The organism is Virgibacillus byunsanensis (assembly GCF_042675965.1).
Classification (GTDB): Bacteria; Bacillota; Bacilli; order Bacillales; family Amphibacillaceae; genus Virgibacillus_R; species Virgibacillus_R byunsanensis.
The window spans coordinates 1-18,431 of the sequence record NZ_JBHTKJ010000030.1 but is presented as its reverse complement, the minus strand read 5'-3'; the positions used below and the strand labels follow the sequence as shown (position 1 = coordinate 18,431).

The 18,431-nt window shown below is 34.2% G+C and carries 18 protein-coding genes and 1 pseudogene; 8 read left to right on the top strand and 11 right to left on the bottom strand.

Annotated elements, in window-relative coordinates; all coding sequences use genetic code 11:
• Window positions 1-34: 34 nt before the first annotated feature.
• The 3 genes from nfsA to ACFQ3N_RS11675 form a co-directional block, all read right to left on the bottom strand.
• Entirely contained in the window at window positions 35-781 is a 747-nt protein-coding gene (gene nfsA, locus ACFQ3N_RS11685; protein WP_390362610.1) for an oxygen-insensitive NADPH nitroreductase, read from the bottom strand.
• A gap of 16 nt (window positions 782-797) precedes the next feature.
• Complete coding sequence (locus ACFQ3N_RS11680) at window positions 798-1,520, bottom strand: hypothetical protein (RefSeq protein WP_390362607.1); 723 nt, start codon at window positions 1,518-1,520, stop codon at window positions 798-800.
• A 111-nt stretch (window positions 1,521-1,631) separates the two neighbouring features.
• A complete protein-coding gene (locus ACFQ3N_RS11675; RefSeq protein ID WP_390362605.1) occupies window positions 1,632-1,757 on the bottom strand; it encodes a hypothetical protein in 126 nt (41 codons plus the stop codon).
• Between the two features lie 329 nt (window positions 1,758-2,086).
• On the opposite strand from ACFQ3N_RS11675, the pseudogene tnpB reads away from it, so the two are divergent.
• Window positions 2,087-3,257 (top strand): annotated as a pseudogene (gene tnpB / locus ACFQ3N_RS11670) (IS200/IS605 family element RNA-guided endonuclease TnpB).
• Window positions 3,258-3,355: 98 nt separating this feature from the next.
• Here tnpB and ACFQ3N_RS11665 read toward each other — a convergent pair.
• Window positions 3,356-3,508 carry a hypothetical protein gene (locus ACFQ3N_RS11665; protein WP_390362603.1) on the bottom strand — a complete coding sequence of 51 codons (153 nt, stop codon included), beginning with the start codon at window positions 3,506-3,508 and terminating at the stop codon, window positions 3,356-3,358.
• A gap of 175 nt (window positions 3,509-3,683) precedes the next feature.
• Here ACFQ3N_RS11665 and ACFQ3N_RS11660 point away from each other — a divergent pair, with 175 nt between their 5' ends.
• The 5 genes from ACFQ3N_RS11660 to ACFQ3N_RS11640 all read left to right on the top strand — a co-directional run bounded on the left by ACFQ3N_RS11660 (window position 3,684) and on the right by ACFQ3N_RS11640 (window position 10,015).
• On the top strand, window positions 3,684-4,952 hold the full coding sequence (locus tag ACFQ3N_RS11660; protein ID WP_390362601.1) for a molybdopterin molybdotransferase MoeA: 1,269 nt from the start codon (window positions 3,684-3,686) through the stop codon (window positions 4,950-4,952).
• Window positions 4,953-4,972: 20 nt separating this feature from the next.
• Window positions 4,973-5,998 (top strand): GTP 3',8-cyclase MoaA, encoded by a 1,026-nt coding sequence (gene moaA, locus ACFQ3N_RS11655; protein ID WP_390362599.1) that lies wholly within the window; start codon window positions 4,973-4,975, stop codon window positions 5,996-5,998.
• Between the two features lie 33 nt (window positions 5,999-6,031).
• Window positions 6,032-6,442, top strand: coding sequence for a YwpF family protein (locus ACFQ3N_RS11650; protein WP_390362597.1), 411 nt, complete (start codon window positions 6,032-6,034; stop codon window positions 6,440-6,442).
• A gap of 223 nt (window positions 6,443-6,665) precedes the next feature.
• Complete coding sequence (locus ACFQ3N_RS11645; protein WP_390362595.1) at window positions 6,666-8,027, top strand: TrkH family potassium uptake protein; 1,362 nt, start codon at window positions 6,666-6,668, stop codon at window positions 8,025-8,027.
• 29 nt (window positions 8,028-8,056) lie between these two features.
• On the top strand, window positions 8,057-10,015 hold the full coding sequence (locus ACFQ3N_RS11640; RefSeq protein ID WP_390362594.1) for a sensor domain-containing protein: 1,959 nt from the start codon (window positions 8,057-8,059) through the stop codon (window positions 10,013-10,015).
• 84 nt (window positions 10,016-10,099) lie between these two features.
• Here ACFQ3N_RS11640 and ACFQ3N_RS11635 read toward each other — a convergent pair whose 3' ends face one another.
• From ACFQ3N_RS11635 to ACFQ3N_RS11620, 4 genes are all read right to left on the bottom strand, one after another.
• A complete protein-coding gene (locus ACFQ3N_RS11635; protein WP_390362592.1) occupies window positions 10,100-11,230 on the bottom strand; it encodes a S1C family serine protease in 1,131 nt (376 codons plus the stop codon).
• Between the two features lie 29 nt (window positions 11,231-11,259).
• Complete coding sequence (locus ACFQ3N_RS11630) at window positions 11,260-12,420, bottom strand: zinc-ribbon domain-containing protein (RefSeq protein ID WP_390362590.1); 1,161 nt, start codon at window positions 12,418-12,420, stop codon at window positions 11,260-11,262.
• A 718-nt stretch (window positions 12,421-13,138) separates the two neighbouring features.
• On the bottom strand, window positions 13,139-13,672 hold the full coding sequence (lepB, locus tag ACFQ3N_RS11625; RefSeq protein ID WP_390362588.1) for a signal peptidase I: 534 nt from the start codon (window positions 13,670-13,672) through the stop codon (window positions 13,139-13,141).
• Window positions 13,673-13,762: 90 nt separating this feature from the next.
• Window positions 13,763-14,116: a PilZ domain-containing protein gene (locus tag ACFQ3N_RS11620; RefSeq protein WP_390362586.1), complete on the bottom strand. Its 354-nt coding sequence runs from the start codon at window positions 14,114-14,116 to the stop codon at window positions 13,763-13,765.
• A 159-nt stretch (window positions 14,117-14,275) separates the two neighbouring features.
• Here ACFQ3N_RS11620 and ACFQ3N_RS11615 point away from each other — a divergent pair, with 159 nt between their 5' ends.
• The gene (locus ACFQ3N_RS11615; RefSeq protein WP_390362583.1) at window positions 14,276-14,443 is read left to right on the top strand and encodes a Spo0E family sporulation regulatory protein-aspartic acid phosphatase; all 168 of its coding nucleotides are present in this window, start codon (window positions 14,276-14,278) and stop codon (window positions 14,441-14,443) included.
• A 46-nt stretch (window positions 14,444-14,489) separates the two neighbouring features.
• On the opposite strand, the gene ACFQ3N_RS11610 is transcribed toward ACFQ3N_RS11615, so the two are convergent.
• Window positions 14,490-15,653 carry an aminotransferase A gene (locus ACFQ3N_RS11610; RefSeq protein ID WP_390362581.1) on the bottom strand — a complete coding sequence of 388 codons (1,164 nt, stop codon included), beginning with the start codon at window positions 15,651-15,653 and terminating at the stop codon, window positions 14,490-14,492.
• Window positions 15,654-15,863: 210 nt separating this feature from the next.
• On the opposite strand from ACFQ3N_RS11610, the gene ACFQ3N_RS11605 reads away from it, so the two are divergent.
• Window positions 15,864-16,016 carry an FbpB family small basic protein gene (locus ACFQ3N_RS11605; RefSeq protein ID WP_390362577.1) on the top strand — a complete coding sequence of 51 codons (153 nt, stop codon included), beginning with the start codon at window positions 15,864-15,866 and terminating at the stop codon, window positions 16,014-16,016.
• Window positions 16,017-16,125: 109 nt separating this feature from the next.
• Here ACFQ3N_RS11605 and ric read toward each other — a convergent pair whose 3' ends face one another.
• Together ric and ACFQ3N_RS11595 are read right to left on the bottom strand one after the other, a co-directional pair.
• A complete protein-coding gene (gene ric / locus ACFQ3N_RS11600; protein ID WP_390362676.1) occupies window positions 16,126-16,821 on the bottom strand; it encodes an iron-sulfur cluster repair di-iron protein in 696 nt (231 codons plus the stop codon).
• Between the two features lie 69 nt (window positions 16,822-16,890).
• Window positions 16,891-17,799, bottom strand: a complete 909-nt coding sequence (locus tag ACFQ3N_RS11595; protein ID WP_390362575.1) for a DMT family transporter — start codon at window positions 17,797-17,799, stop codon at window positions 16,891-16,893.
• Window positions 17,800-18,431 lie beyond the last annotated feature (632 nt).

The window sequence follows — 18,431 nt, the reverse complement described above, 5'->3', positions numbered from 1 at the left end:
AAAATAAACAGCACATCTAATGTGCTGTTTATTTTTATCTTTTATTTAGCTTTTTGTCTTTTACAAATTGAGTAACATCCATCCGAATTGTCTTACTGTATTTTCGAATCATTTGTTCTGACCAAGTATCAATTCGAGTATTCGTTTTTCGATTTTTATAATATTCTTTCAGTTGCTGATCGAAGTCATTTATTTTACTTCGCTGTTGCTCGTCATTAGCATAAGTATTTTCATGATAAACAACATCAAGTGGGAGACGTGGTTTTTTTTCAGGTTGTTCATCTGGATACCCTAAGGCTAATCCAAAAAGTGGTATAACATGTTCGGGTAGTTCTAATATGTCATTCACACGAGAAATGTTGTTGCGCAGGCTCCCAAGGTAACAAACACCTAACCCCATCGATTCAGCTGCAATGACGGCATTTTGTGCAGCTAGTGCTGTATCTACAGTTGCTACAATGAATTTTTCTGTACTCTCAATACTTGCTTGCATTTTCTCTTGTAATTCGGAAGTAGCTTGTTGATTTATACGATTTAAATCTGCACAAAAGACAAATAAATGTCCATTATCTTTCACATATGGTTGACCAGATACCTCTGACAATTTCATTTTTATATCCTCATCCGTAATTCCGACAATGGTATACGCCATTATATAACTAGATGTTGAAGCCTGTTGAGCAGCTTTTACAATAGTGTGTATTTGTTCTTTTGTTAATTTTTCATCCTTAAACTTACGTATGCTTCTATGATTCATTATTGTATCTAATGTATTATTCAATCTAAAGTCCCCTTTACTATTTTTGATTGATTGTAAACGATATAGTTGTATTAGGTTTTCCATTATCTTGCCACTGTGTAATAAGTTCACTGGTTGGTTCCTCGATGTCAGGCTTAAGTGCATTAATGGTTGTATCATTAATCCATTCTACTGTAATTATGGGCCATGTATAATCTAATGTCACAGTCTCATTAGTTTCATTTATCAGTGCTACTGGTTCCCATTGATTCAAGTTAACAACTACTAAATCTGTTAATGGGAGAGGTAATGAAGTATCAGTTCGATTAAATTGAAATAATACCTTTGCACTATCTGATGAAATCTTCGTTTGTATTAATTTTGCTAAATCAGCAATTAAGTATGCTTGATTATCCTTACTTTGATCTAATAATAAGTAAGAGCATAATTCATCGTGACAAGAGAATTCGAGTAAATAAAGATCGGTTTCCTCCACATTAATCCGATGCATATTCATTTCCTCAATTGCTTGTTGTCGGTTCTTGGTTGCATGTATATATTCATATAATATTGGTACCATTTCCAAATGGACCATCACCTGTTCATCCGGTAGCGTAAATTCGATGTATTCCTCTGTTTTATCTTCTTTCGTTTCTTCAACTAATTCGGGTTCCTGGTTAGGATTTTTAGGGTCTGTTTCTTTTTTTACTACGGTAGGCTCACTCTCTGAACAGGCTGTAATTAATAAGAAAACACATACTAATAAGATACGTTTAACCATAATGTATGCTCCTAATTATATATTTTCATTATAGTAAGGAAGGCTCTCTTAATTAAAAGAGAGAATGAATATATATAATTATACAATAATTTTGAAAAGAATAAAGAAGGATTATATATTTTTACGGTCGTCATGCTCATCATGGCTGCCATGGGACAGGTAATCCTCATTTAATTCATTTGTTTCTTCGACTGATAAAGATGAATTGTTATTAGGGTCTTTTTTGTTACGTATCATGAAATAGAACCCTAGAATGAGTGTTATAAGTAACACTGAAGAAAACCAGAACATACAAATCACTCCAAATTATATCTATAGGAATATGCTTTTCAGATCAGTGTTTTTTTATGCCTTTTAGAATACTTGGCTTATCGCCAAGCCTTAATGGCGATCCCCCCTTCTTCAAGGAATAGAAGGGCGTTAGCCCAATGAGTAAGCGGGGGATGAATCGCCTTCGGAAAAGGGATGGCTTTTGCCATCTCATAGGTCCGACATACAATCAGGGGAAACAAACGTTCGTATTTCGTCTCCTTTTTGGTATAATTGGATAGAAGGGGTGAAAATCAATGAAAGTGAAAAAAGCGTATAAATTTCGAATTTATCCAAACAAAATCCAAATCGTCTTCATTCATAAAACAATTGGATGTTCTCGTTTTGTTTACAACTATTTCGTAGGTAAGCAAAAAGATAAAGATGCATATTGGTATATGGTGAATGAGATGGTACAAAATGGTCAGCTTCCTCAGAACAATTGGAAAGGTGGTTTTTTTAATAAAAACCAATCCATTAAAGCTGTTCGTGAATTAAAAGAATACTATCCATTCTTGAAAGAAGTAGATAGCATCGCTCTTCAAAAATCAGTTGAAATTGTAAATGATTCCTATACACGTTACTACAAAAAACAAAACGATGAACCCCATTTTAAATCCAAGAAGAACCCTATTCAATCGTACACGACAAAATATGTTAATGGAAATATCGCTGTTTTGGATAAACATATCAAACTACCAAAGCTGGGTTTTGTCTGTTTTGCCAAAAGTCGTGAAGTAGAAGGTCGTATCATGAACGCAACCATTAGACGTAATCCTTCGGGTAAATATTTCATTTCAATATTGACAGAAACCGAAGTTGAACCACTTAGAAAGACAGATTCATCCGTAGGGATAGATGTAGGACTAAAAGACTTTGCTACTCTTTCAGATGGTACAGTCTATCCAAACCCTAAATTCTTTCAACTATTAGAGGAAAAGTTAGCAAAAGTTCAACGTATCCTATCAAGGAGACAAATTGGTTCTTCTAATTGGCATAAGCAAAAAATAAAAGTCGCTCGCATTCATGAAAAATCCTAATGCTAGAAAAGATATGTTGGACAAAATCTCTACCGAGATTGTCAAAAACAACGACATCATCGGGATTGAAGATTTGTCGGTGAAAAATATGTTGAAAAACCATCATCTTGCAAAAGCAATTAGTGAAGTATCATGGTCACAATTTAGAACGATGCTAGTATACAAAGCGAAATGGTACGGAAAAGAAGTCGTTACCGTAGCCAAAAACTTTGCTTCAAGTCAGCTATGTTCTAATTGCGGTCACAAACACAAAGACGTTAAAAATCTTGCTTTGCGTGAATGGACGTGTCCAACGTGCAACAGTCATCACCAAAGAGATATTAACGCAAGTATCAATCTTCGTAATGAAGCATTACGATTAACCGCAGGAACTGCGGGGATAGCCTAATCCATAACTGACCGATAGGTTGGTGTTCTTAGGAATCCCCCACTTCAATCAGACCGAAAGGTCGATAAGTGGTGGGTAGTTCAAGAGTCACAACCAGTTTAAAACATTGGAAACACGTAGCTTATAAGAAACCATAGAAACCCAAAGAATATAATCAAATATGTTACATATTTGATGACTGCTACCCCCACTTTAGATGGATCTGATTTTGTTTCCTTGCGCTCAACTTCAACATTTCTATTTTCAACCATTCTAACACTCCTTGTCAAAAATAATAGTAAAGTAACTTGATCTGGTACTTGATAAACAATACCCTCACTCCCTGAGGAGTAAAACATTTATACTGTTGTAAAATTACCAATTATGTACTATTTTTGTTAAACTAGATATACAGTAAAGGAACGGTAACAAAGGAGGCTTGATTATATGGTAGAAGTGCGTAAACCAATTCCAGTGGAAGAAGCTGTTCATCAAGTCATGAACCATCGAATAGAAGGTAGCGAGGAAGTGGTTTTATTACACCATAGTGATAATAGAAGATTGGCTGAGTCAGTAGTTGCAAAGCATCCAGTACCTTCATTTGATAAATCACCATATGATGGATTTGCATTTCGATCTGAAGATACAATTGATGCTTCTTTAGATAACCCAGTATCTTTTGAAGTAATTGAGCACATCGGTGCAGGTCAGGTACCCACGAAAGTCATACATAAGAATCAGGCGATTAGAATTATGACAGGAGCACAAATCCCTGAGGGGGCTGATTGTGTTGCTATGTTTGAAATCTGTCGTACATTTAAAGAGAATGGAATAGACTTTATGTCCATTAAACGTAAGATGAGACCGGATCAAAACATAATTAAAGAAGGGTCTGAAGTTACCAACGGTGAAACCTTAGTAAAAGTAGGGGCCTTAATAAATCCTGGTGTCAAAGCATTGTTAGCAACATTTGGCTACCATAAAGTAACAGTTGCTAAAAAACCAGTAGTCGGTGTTATTGCAACAGGAACAGAGCTCTTGGATGTTGAGGAAGAATTACAACCAGGCAAAATCAGAAACTCAAATGCATATATGATTGCATCGCAAATTATTCGAGCAGGTGGCGAGTATAACTACTTAGGAAAGCTAGCAGATGAATTTGATTCAAGTTACCAAACGATTAAAAAGGCACTTGATGAAGTAGATATTTTAATTACAACTGGGGGGGTATCAGTCGGTGATTTTGATTTGATGCCAGCCATTTATGAAAAACTCGGTGCAGATGTTTTATTCAACAAAGTCGCTATGCGCCCTGGTAGTGTGACAACTGTGGCAGTGCGAGGCAATCAATTGTTATTCGGACTTTCAGGGAATCCCTCAGCATGTTATGTTGGGTTTGAATTATTTGTTAGGCCAATCCTTCACCATATGTTATTTAGTGATAACCCCTATTTAAAACGGATTAAAGCAACACTTGTGGATCCATTTCCAAAGCCGAACCCTTTCACAAGGTTTGTTCGAAGTTATGTGTCATATGAAAATAAAGAGGTACTTGCGCATCTGGCCGGAATGGATAAATCGAACGTCGTTTCTTCATTGGCCCATACAACAGGTTTAATGGTGCTACCTGGAGGAACTAGGGGATTTGAACCTGGTACAGATGTGGAACTCTTATTACTTAATGAAGCCGATACACAGCGTGAATTTAATTCTTAGATAAAAAGGGAGTGTGTTCGATGGATGAACGAGAGCAAACACCTATTAAAGATCACTTTGGAAGAGTACTAAAAGACTTACGAATTTCTGTTATAGATAAGTGTAATCTTCGTTGCACGTACTGCATGCCAAAAGAAATATTTGGTGATGATTACCCATTTTTATCTGAAAGTGAATTGCTGAGCTTTGATGAAATTGTACGACTTGCAAAAACGTTTAGTCAATTAGGTGTTGAAAAAATACGTATTACCGGTGGAGAGCCATTAATGCGTAAAAATCTAGATCAATTAATAGTTCAATTAATAGCAATCCCGGGAATAAAAGATATTGCTTTGACAACGAACGGCATATTCCTTCCTAAACAGGCTAAAAAATTAAAAGAAGCAGGATTAAAGCGTGTTAATATAAGTTTAGATGCGATTGACGATGATGTGTTTAAAGAAATTAATGGTAAGGGGGTTGTGACACTACCAGTCTTAAAAGGTATCGAAGCAGCCCAACAGGCAGGTTTACAGGTAAAGATTAATACGGTTGTAAAAAAAGGGATGAATGAAAACCAGATTGTCCCGATGGCTCGCTATTTTAAGGATAGTGACGTAATACTGCGTTTCATAGAGTTTATGGATGTAGGTAACCATAATGGTTGGGATCTTAACCATGTAGTTTCTAAAAAAGAAATTGTAGATGTCATCAATAGCGAGATGCCCCTTGAACCAGCTGAAGAAAACTATTATGGTGAAGTAGCTTCTAGATATCGCTATCAAGATGGTGGGGGAGAGATAGGTGTAATTTCCTCTGTAACAGACTCATTTTGTGGAACTTGTACTAGAATTCGACTGGCGGCTGATGGTAAATTATACACCTGTCTTTTTGCATCAAGTGGTTTTGATATACGTAAAAAAATTCGCGAAGGTTTGACTAATGAACAATTAACCGATGAACTTACTGGATTATGGGGAAGAAGAAAAGATCGTTATTCGGATGAGCGTACTGAAAATAAACATAATAATCGAAAGAAAATTGAGATGTCTTATATAGGTGGCTGATCATATGGAGAGGGAAAAGGGGGATGTGAACGAATGAAAACATTTAAACTTAAATCATTAGAAATCATTGATGATAAAGATGATAATATCATTCAGCATGAGATTACATTGATAGATGGACTTATTATTAATCGCGAAGATGATTATAATCGATGGGTAATTGAAGCGTTCATGAGTCATGACAACCTTGAATATTTCCAACGGTTACGATCTCAAAAAGAGGAAGTAATGGTTCAGGTTACTATATCAAAAGAAAGCAATCCCCCCGCGACATTTCTGACCTCTATTATCGGCATAAATGAAATCGGCGCCCATATGAATGTGTTATTTATGGGAACAATTGTGGATCAACAAAAAGGAATTATTAAAGATATGTTAAGGCATTTAATTGATCAGGGCTACCAAGGAGAATCACTCTTAGAAAAGTTTAAAGAATTAATATAATTGATTATGAAAAAGGTTAGTCATAAGTGACTAACCTTTTCAAGTTTAATAAAAGATTGTTTATTATAGATATTTGATGGTAGAATTACTGGTTACAACGTGTTTATCCATAGAAATTGTAGAGAAATTAAGGGAAAGTGTCGAAAATACAAGCAATAATTAAATTAGACTGCTATAATATTATTAAGTTTTCTGTAAATGAACCGATATAAGGAGTAACAATATGTTCTTTAAAATAATAGGTAAGAAAATTAGTGATTTATCACCCGTTCAACTGCTGTTTTTTTTCTATTTTATAGCGGTTCTTGGTTCTACATTTATATTGTCAATGCCAATTGCACATCAAAAAACAGCGGATATTGCTTTCATTGATATCATTTTCACAGCTGTTAGTGCATTAAGTGTTACAGGGTTAAGTACAATTACAATAGCTGATACACTAAGTACAACTGGTATCTTTATGCTTGCTGCTATATTACAACTTGGTGCAGTAGGGGTAATGGCAATAGGAACATTTATTTGGATTCTATTAGGTAAAAAAATAGGGTTAAAAGAACGACGACTAATTATGACAGATCAGAATATGACCAACTTTGCAGGCATGGTCCATTTAATTAAGCAAATTTTCATTGTTGTATTAACTATTGAATTTATAGGTTTCATTATACTTGGAACGTATTATTTACAATACTTTCCTACAGCAAGTGAAGCTTACTTAAACGGTTTCTTTGGTGCTATAAGCGCTACAACCAATGGAGGATTCGACATTACTGGTCAATCGTTGATTCCTTTTAAAGATGATTACTTCGTACAATTTATTAATATGTTATTAATTATTTTTGGAGCTATAGGGTATCCAGTCTTGATAGAAGTAAAAGAGTATATGTTTACCAAAAATGTTGATCGCAATTTACTACGTTTCACTTTGTTTACAAAAGTAACTACACTTACTTTCTTTATTTTAATTGTTGTTGGTACATTACTTATCATGCTTTTAGACTCTGGGAACTTTTTTGCTGATAAGTCCTGGCATGAGGTGCTTTTCTACTCTTTATTTCAGTCTGTAACAACAAGAAGTGGTGGGTTATCCACCATGGATGTAAGCCAATTGACAGAGGAAAATCATCTCTTTATGTCATTTCTAATGTTTATTGGTGCTTCACCAAGTAGTGCGGGTGGTGGTATACGAACTACTACATTTGCGCTTGTTGTAATCTTCATTGTTACATACGCAAGAGGCGGGAAAAGTATTCGAATATTTAATCGTGAGGTATATGAAGATGATTTACTCAAGGCTGTAACAATTACCTTGATGGCATTCATTTTTGTATTTAGTTCTGTCTTAATTATTTCTGTGGTAGAGCCTTTTACGATATCACAAATAATCTTTGAAGTAACTTCGGCTTTTGGAACAGTTGGCTTGTCTCTTGGTATTACTAGTGAACTGACTACATTTAGTAAAATTGTATTAATGTTCTTAATGTTTATTGGTAGAGTCGGAATAATAACGTTTCTATTCATGTTCAAAGATAACAAGAAAAGTGGGAAATACCATTTTCCAAAAGAGAAGATGATTATAGGATAATTGTGTCCATGTAATTGGGGGAAAAGTCGATGTCAAACGAACAATTTAACTTACCAATACACCGTAAAGTATTAACAATCTTGAAAGAGGCAATTCTATTTGTGAATGAAAATGGGGGTATCCTAGATGGAAATGAGGCTGCATTTACTTTATTAAAAATAAATGACTCTCATCCGTTATCCATTGTAGATATTCTAGATTTAAATCTATTAAAAGATCATAACGATACTCACTTTATAATGGAGCAAAAAAACAACCATAACAAGCTAATTGAAGTTAAATCCATTCTTATTGATGGAAATGTATACTGTTTAATCATGAGTGAATTATCATTACAGGATAGAACAGATGAAGTGAAAAAATACATAAATCAATTAATTCATTCAAGTGCTGAAGGTGTGGTTATGTACGATGACGAAAAAATTATTGATTGTGACATGACTTTTGCGAATATGTTTGATTATTCCCAACAAGAAATAAAGGACATAACGATCTCCCAACTCATTGAAGATCCAAATAATAGTACTGTGGATAAAGAAATCCATCAACATCCTGAAAATTCTTGTCAACTAGTAGGAAGAAGAAAAGATGGAAGTAAAATTTTTATTGAAGTCATGGAACATCCATCAAATAATCAAGGAAATATTGTTCAAGTAGCACTTATTAGAGATGTTACAGAACGGGTAGAGAATGAAAGACGGATAGAATTTATGGCTTATTATGATGAGTTAACCGATTTACCAAATCGAAATTTCTTTAACAAAGTTTTGCAGGAAGCAATTGAAGAAGCTAAAACAAGTAATGAATGGTTAGCTGTCTATTTTATAGACGTAGATTATTTCAAAGAGATCAATGACACATTGGGGTATGCATTCGGTGATGAATTGTTAAAGGCGTGCGGGGAACGACTAAAATCATTTCTCCAAATCGACACATTTATAGCCAGGATGAGTGGCGATGAATTTCTAATTCTGCAACGACATACAAACGATGAAGACGACGCGGTGAACCTGGCAGAAAATTTAATTTCTGAATTTGAAAAACCCATTAAAATTGATGATTATGAGGTGTTCACTTCCATAAGCATTGGTATTAGTATTTATCCCAAAAATGGGGGAACACCAAATGATTTAATCAAGCATGCTGATTCTGCTATGTATGTTATTAAGGAAAAACATAGAAATAATTATAATCTTTTTGAATCATCTATTTCTGAAAATTTTAAAACGATGTTAACTATGGAAAGAGAATTAAGAAAAGCTTTAAAAGAAGGGCAGTTTGAGGTTCATTATCAGCCACAAAAGAGTTTGCATTCAAAGGAAATCGTTGGTTTTGAAGCATTATTAAGATGGAGTCACCCAGTAAAAGGATACATTCCACCAGATGATTTTATTCCACTTGCAGAAAAAACTGGTTTAATCATCGATATTGGGGACTGGGTATTAAAAGAAGCATGCAGACAAAACAAAGCATGGCAGGATAAAGGCTATCAACCTATCATTGTTAGCGTTAACTTATCTGCCAAGCAGTTTCATCAAAAGAACCTTGTTGAAAAAGTGGAACAAATTTTAGAATCCACAGGGCTTGAACCTTGTTATTTAGAGCTTGAAATCACAGAAAGTATGGCAATGACTAATGAGGAATCAATTTTAAAAACTATGAATCGATTAAGGAAATTTGGAGTACTAGTATCAATTGATGATTTTGGCACTGGATATTCATCATTAAAGTATTTAAGCATATTTCCAATTACAAAGTTGAAAATAGATAAAATGTTTATGGATGAAAACCAGAAGCAAAATCAAGCGATTGTGAAGTCGATTATTCATATGTCCCACTCATTAAATATGAAAGTAATTGCAGAAGGTGTAGAAACCATTGAACAGTTAACCTTTTTAGAAAATGAAAAATGTGATGAAATGCAAGGTTTTTACTATAGTAAACCGTTGCCCCCTGAACAATTGACCGAGTTGTTTCAAACTGTATAATTAATAAAATTAGCTTGTGCGTTATTCGCACAAGCTAATTTTATATAGTTGGAATAACTAATGAATCGGTTGTTTATGGAATATTTAGTAGGTAAGGCTAAGCACTTTAAGTTGATCATTTTCATAACCAATCGTAAATTCATATTGATACGTATCCATACTATTCTCTTCGGTATCCGGTAATTTACTCTCTACATTTACCTCAGCAGTTATTTTAATTAGGCTTTCAACTGATAAATTACTAGCAACTTCAGCGTACTCCAGATCGACGATATGAATGTATCTTTCACGAAAATCAGAATATGAAATTTCAGATTGAATGTCGCTGCCTAATAACGTATATGCTCCTACATAATCTCTAATTGTAATACTTTCAAAAAAGTAATCAACTAAATATTCGGCATCCAGTTGAAGTTGCTCAGGATCAATCGTGCTGATGATATCCCCTGTATTTGAAAAGTCTAATTGGTCATTTTGGGCCTCATTTGACCATTGTTCTAGTTGGCCAATTACTTCATCAAGCGGTATACTAAAACCAATTGTACCGTCCATTGTGCCAACAGAATTTATTCCAACAGCTTTACCAGTTTCCCGCTCTATTAAAGGTCCACCGCTATTACCTTGCGTAATTTGAGCAGATATTTGATAGACATTTTTATAGTCAAAGCCATCTACGGAAAAGTTACGTTCTCTACCAGATATAATCCCTAATGTAACTGTGTTTTGAAAACCATGGGGGCTTCCAAGAGCTATGACTTCATCGCCAACTTCTGCTTTTTGTTCTTTTTCGATGGATAGATTGGTTTGACCTGCTAGTTGGGGTACGCGTATAACAGCAATATCCGTGTCTTCTCCCATTCCAACAATCGCAGCTGGATATATACGTGCGTTTGCAGTTCTAACGTATATTACATCCGCATTTTCTACAACATGGGCATTGGTGATAATATCACCTTTTTTATTATATAAAAACCCCGACCCGGTTATTGTGTTTTGATCATTTTGCCCCTCAATAAGCATTACATTCTTTTCCGCTTCATGGATGATTGACTTTAAGTCAAGGCCTTTTTCAGCGCTTTTAACTTTGTTGACTACTGTACTAGTAACAGATACTTCTTTGGTATTCCAAGAATGATAAATAGCAAATAGTCCTAGCACTCCAATCATAAGCAGCAGAACAGACACAGTGATTGGTCTATATCGTTTTTCTTTCATATTTGTTCACTCCAATAGTAAATATGCTATTATTCTGTGTACCATTTAATTTTATTAATAGTTATCTCAAAATCATTATTGCTATCTTCCAAATCAAAATGTGTAAATTCAAATTTCCCATTTTCGTCAGGGTAAAGCTTGTCAGGATACACATAAACTTCATTCGTTAATATTTCCGAGTCGTCATTTGTGACTATAGCATATTCTACTGAAATAGAATTTATTGGGACTGTTGCTACACTATTAACTTCTCCTGTAACAACTAAGTTTTCCTGATCGTCACTATCCAATGAGACAGAATTCACTTCAATTGCATCATTTTCATTCAATTCTTGTTCTTGTGCCGCTGTTGAAAAGGCTTGTTCAATTCTTTCCTGTTGAGCAGTCTCAAAGGCAGTTTTTTCTTTATCGATAGTAGTTTTTAAACTTAGTAGTCTTTCAGAATTAGGTGCATATTTTAATCCATCGTCAACTAACATTTGCGCATCTGAAAAATGGTTTCTATTTAATTGATCACTCGCTTTTGAAAATACATATTCAATAATCTGACTTCGGATATTAGCTGTTATTACTTCTGCTTCTTCATTATTAATTGCTTCTGCTTCCCATAAAAGTATTTTTAATTCATCAATATTAGGGTCTTGCTCAATTTTATTTTTTAATTGTTCTAACTGAATGGTGTTACGTTTGTCTACAATAATATCAATTAAGTTGGAAACTGCTGTACCATTATAATTCTTCAAATCACTTTCTGCTTCATTCATAAGGGTTAAAGACTCTTGAAAATTACTTTCTTCTAATTTCGATGTAGCGCCGTCTAGTTTAGATTTAATTTTTAATGCAACATCTACAAAATTTAGTGATATTTCTGCTTGAGTGAAGCTATCTTTATGTTCTAGTGCACTTTCAAATAAATGTTTTGCTTCCGTATAATTTTCATCCAAGATATTTTTTTCACCTTGCTCATATAATTCTGTTGCTTGTGTAGTTTGGTTCTGAAGAAAAATAAAGTATATTCCTGAGGCAAGTATTAATAATATTGTCATAGTTATAGGATAAAACCAGAGTCGATTAAAACCTGTTTCCTTGTTTATCCGCTGGCTAATATCGTTTGGTAATTCTTTACCACACTTAATACAATATAATTCATCTTCTTTTACATTTGTACCGCAATAGGGACAGTGGATCATATAATAACCTACTTTCAACAACGATGATAACTAGTACTTAATCTAGATTTTTTCTTACATATGCTTCCGCTTCTAATCAGTCGACTCCGCTTTTCATGTCTAGCTGCGAGGGCTAGCGACTCGAGACATAGTCAATCAACACTTGAGCACAAAAACCGGTGCTCTACGGTTGCTTGTCTATGTTTTTCGTCGCTGAACAAGCCCACTCCGCTTTTCATGTCTAGCTGCGGTTCCTAGAAGCTGGCCGTCATAAGCAATTAACACTTCGAACGTTAAACCCTTTCGTTCTTCGGTTTCTTGCTTATGCGTCCGCTTCTAATCAGTCACCTCCGCTTTTCATGTCTAGCTGCGAGGGCTAGCGACTCGAGACATAGTCAATCAACACTTGAGCACAAAAACCGGTGCTCTACGGTTGCTTGTCTATGTTTTTCGTCGCTGAACAAGCCCACTCCGCTTTTCTATTCATTTTATCACATTTTTGCTTTATTTAGGGAATGGAAATTGGTATGATAGGTAGGAGAAGGTTTCTTGTTAATTCTCTATGGGGATTGTAACGTATACATATAGAATAAGGAAGGGGTGCACGGTCATGGGATGGGAAACAGTATTTGGGATAGTTTGTCTAGGTATTCTAGTATTGAACATGGGATATATGATATTTGATAACGAGTAAAAATTAAAAGGGATCAGTCACGACCGTCGTGTCTGACCCTATTCCTTATCTTGTTATAGACCATTGATCAAAAGGAAATATGACAAATTCCGATTTACCGATAATGTCATCCTCGTTTATCATGCCTAACCCATTGCGACTATCCTTACTAATAGCACGATTATCGCCCATCACAAAATAATTATTTTCAGGAACTTGGATAGGTCCAAAATTCCCAGTACTATTTAGAGCTTCTTGTCGAATGAAATTTTGCTCATACGCTTCTTCATTTATATACAAAACATGATTATCTATCTTGATCGTTTCACCTGGTAATGCTATTACTCTTTTTACGTAATTTTTAGTTGGACGCTCAATTATCACAATGTCTCCGCGCTCAGGTTCATCTATAAAATAAATTATTTTATTAAAAATTACTCTCTCTCCATCTTGAAGAGTAGGATCCATACTTTCTCCTTCAACTATGGAGGTAGCAAATACAAAGCTTCTTAAAAAAAATGCTACTAGAATTGCAATAAATATTGCTTTGCCCCATTCGACCCACTCATTTTTACCTTTTGTTTCTGTCAAAAAAGACATCCTCTCTTTAACTGTATCCATATAGTAGCATAGTGACCAAATGGATTCGAATAAATACGGTTTCTATTTAAAAAAAATAAGTAATTCTTCTTATTTACTTCTTGTACTTTTAGCGATGTCTTTAAGAACGGATATCATGTTTTTTTGATAAGATTCATCTGTATTTAAATGAAGTCCCATCTCTGTTGATTTATGATAGCTTTTAATCCAACTTATTTCACCTAAAGCATGGAAAGAGGTATCATTTAATGTAAATACTAGATTAATTTTTGAGCTTTTATTCCACTGTATATCGTTAGTACTTGAAACCTTAGCACCCTCATTACTTACATCTAATAGCAAGACGTTAGCAGTAACCTTTTCATTTTTCTCTATTCTACTTAAAGTTCCATTAATAGGATTATCAAACGCGTAGCGATAAGGTTCATTTCTTTTGAAATACATACATACTAGACCCCCTTTTTATTTAACGAGATGAAAATATAAGTTTAAAACGATACATTTTCATGTTGATTTTCCATGATTTTCATAAAACTTGTCAACCATTAATTTGGTGTGCTAAAGTATAATAAATGAACAAAAGGAGGTACCCTTTATACTATAATGAAAACTCATGATATGCTTCTTGATAGAATTGAATTTTTAAGAAATAGAATGTCTAAAGTTGCCTCGGAAAAAGGACTCACAAGTAATGAGTCTATCACCATAAGTCAAGAGTTAGACAGGCTTTTAAATCTGTATGATACTATAAGAAGAAATGAAACAACCTAAAAATTGTTAATACTACGATTCAATAGATGTTTATCATCATCCACTACTATATTATATCATTTGTTTCTAAAAATGCTTCGATACGATTGAGACCTATTTTAATGGTTTCTATATCATAAGCATACGATAGCCTCATGTAACCTTCTCCAATATCCGAAAACGAATCCCCTGGAACTAACGCAACTTTCCCTGTCTGAACTAAGTTTAATCCTAATTGGAAAGACGACATTTCTTTAATAGGGAATTTCGGAAAGAAATAAAAGGCTCCTTCTGGTTTGTTTACCTGTAATCCCATCCCTATTAACCTTTCATAGACATAATTACGTCTTGTTTTGTATACATCGCGCATTCTAATTGCATCTTCTTTACCTTTTGTTAGTGCTTCTAATGCTGCATATTGGCTAATAGAAGATGCACAAGTAACATTGTATTGATGCACTTTTAACATGTGCTTGGCTAGCCAAGCAGGTGCTAATGCATAACCTAGGCGAAATCCTGTCATTGCGTGTGATTTCGATAACCCATTAATGACAATCGTTTTATCCTTTACTTCGGGAAATCTTGCGATGGATACATGCTCATAGTCATAAACTAATTCGCTATATATTTCATCTGCTAATATAAAAACGTTCTCTTTTTTTAATATGGAAATAAGTTCTTGTAATTCATTTTTAGAAAACGAAGCACCAGTTGGATTAGATGGATATGGAAGTACCAAACACTTTGTTTTGTCAGTAATGTGTTTTAACAATACTTCTTTTGTTAGTTTAAACCCATCATTTGTCGTGTCCGCGTATATAGGTTTGGCACCTGCTAGAGTTATTAAAGGTGCGTAACCAGGATAGATGGGAGCAGGTAAGATAACTTCATCACCCGGGTTAAGGATGGTGCGAAAGGTGATATCAATTGCCTGTGAAGCCCCGGTTGTGACGATGATCTCTGATTCCGGATTATAACTAACAGAATAGTTGTTTTCATAGTATTTGGCTATGGCTTTACGAAGATCCATTATTCCTGCATTGTGTGTGTAGGATGTATTATTGTGATTAATTGCGTGAACAGCAGCGTCTTTTACATGATCTGGTGTATAAAAATCTGGTTGACCTATGGTTAGTGATGTTACATCTTTCACATCTGCAACCATATTAAAAAACTTTCTAATACCAGAGATTTCAATGTTATGAACTTTTTCGTTAAGTAAATGATGCAAAATAATGACCTCCATAATATGTTTGAATTTAGTAGCTAGGAAAGATAAAACTTACTTCTCTACATAAGTACAACTTAGGATTTCGCCATTAAGGATTGGCAAAAAGCCGAGTTTCTAAAAATGTTATAAAATGTTCAAATAATTTCGATTAATAAGTTTTAAATAGGGTATAATAGATAATGAATAATAGTAAAGGGGTGAGTGTATAATATGCGACCAAAATTCCAATCATTTGAACAATTAGTTAAAGAAAATAAACAAGAGTTATTACAAGATGAAAAAAGCTTGCAACAAATAGAATTACGTTTAGAAAAGAAACAGTCTGCAATGGCTGTCAAAAATAAAAAGCGATTTTCATTATAAAAATAATAACATATGATGAGAAGCAAGTACTAGTGAACTTGCTTAAGTTGAAAGAGGAGGGGCGTTGTTTAACGCTCCTCCTCTAACATTGAATTTCATTTAGTTTGGTTTATAAACTTTTAAATAACACATTATTTTCTAAATGTACATGTTGGAAAGTGTCGGATTCCATATCCGATAAACGTGCATACGTTATCCGATAAGAATTACAAGCATCAACAGGTGGTTCAAAGTCATTTGTGATTTCTCTTATTTGTTTTAAGAGATCACCTGCAGCTTCATGCTCATCTTCTAATCCACCGTTTACCTCGTGGATATGGGATAGAAGTTTATCACTAGGATTCTTTTCGTATTCTTTAATTAATGGGAATACTTCACTTTCTTCTTTAACCATATGTTCTTCCATTTCTAATTTGAACTCATTATATAGACGATGTAGATCTTTTAAGTGTGGGTGTTTTGCTCCATGTACGCGAAAGATCTTTGTGACAAATTGTCCCAAAGCTGGTAATTCCTCATTTAAATATGCGTGATGACTATAAACAATGTGATCTATCAATTCAGATGCAGGAATAGCATCCCAGTCAGTAACTTCATTGTCATCTTTTTCCCAATTCTCATACGCTGTATTTAGCTCAGTTAATACAGTTGTTGCGTCCATATTTCCTTTTGTAAATACTTGCTCTAACGGTTTATCTCCGCCACAGCAAAAGTCGATTCGGCGTTTTTTAAATAAATCGCTCGCTTTTGGAAAAACCTTTACTATTTCAGCAGGTGTATGTTCTGCAGTAAATGTGTTCATTATCATTACCTCCTAATTGGATATAGCTTAATGATAATGGTTTTTATTTTATTTTGACGTGATGAACATCACTTAAATGGAAGTTTTTTTAAAAAAATTTAGTTTCAATCGTTTTCTATTGTATTGAATTAGAATTACTGCACTAATGATACAAGCCATACCAATCATTTGCACAAATGAAAAGGCTTCATGAAAGATTAAAACCCCGACCAAAGTTGCCACTACAGGTTCAACCGTACTTAAGATAGAGGCCTTGGAAGCTTCTGTCTGTTGTAAGCCATAGGTGTATATAATATAGGCAAATGCAGTTGGAAGAAACCCTAAACCAAATGCATAAAATAGTACGGCGGGATTCAGTAAAAGGTGAAATTTTTCCTGGTATGGGAAAAAGGGCAATAGAGTGATGCTGGCAATAATAAAGGTATATGTTGTAATACTTAAGCTCGAATATTTCTTTAATGCGAACTTACTAAAAATACTATAAAGTGCATAACCTAACCCAGATCCTAGACCAAATAATATACTTCCGATCTGCAACACTTCAAGGTTAGGAGGTATTAAACCTACAACAAATGCTGTCCCAATTAACGTAATAACTAACGCCATAATCTTTGATTTGGTTAATGGTTCTTTAAATAGAAAAAAAGAAATGATCGTAACAAACGCTGGAGCAGTATATAACAACGCTGTTGCTACCGGAATAGTCGAAAGTTCGATTGCCGTAAACATACAGTAATTAAAGAAGATAATACTGAGAATTCCGGTACCTATAAAATATCTAATATCTATTAACTTTTGTAGTCTCAATGTTTTGGGAGAGACGATCAGCATAAATCCTAACAGCATAATGGCTGTACTCCATGCTCTAAGTGTTACAACTTCCATTGGAGTAAATCCGTATGCGTATAAATGTTTTACATACCATCCAATTGTACCCCACAATGCAGCTCCAATGATTATGTAAATATAAGCTTTATTCAATAAACTTCCCCCTATAAAACAAACAATTAAATCCAATTATATCAGAGAAAATCGATAACGATAATCATGTAGGTATAAAAGTATAAATATTCGTAAAAAATGATTAATAATTTTCTATATAGAGGGTAGTTGATTATATTGTTTCAATCAAGCCTAAACCAAGTTAATATAGGTGGATTCAAAATATCTCATTTGTTAATAATGGGGCTTAAGGAAGAACATATTTATTATATTATTATTTTTATAGGGATATTTACAAGCTACTTCGTTATACAACCGCTAATCCACTTTTTTATTACGATGCAAGCAACTAGAATGTTAAGTTATGTCTTTAGTAGCTTGTTGGTATTAACCGCATTTTTTTTATTTGTATTGATCGTGGGGGGTTATGATAATGTTTCTTCTGTTATAACGTTATTGAAAATAGAATTACAGTCATTTGCGGTGTTTGGGTTATTTTTAATAGTTTATTATAGTATTCGTCATATGATAAAACAAAGACAAAAAAGTATATGAGATTCGCTCATATACTTTTAATTAATATTATTTAGATATGTTTATCCTCTTTAACGTACTTCCGAAAGAAGTCTCCCTCTTCAAGTGTGTGAAGGGCGTAGCCCAACGGTAAGGGG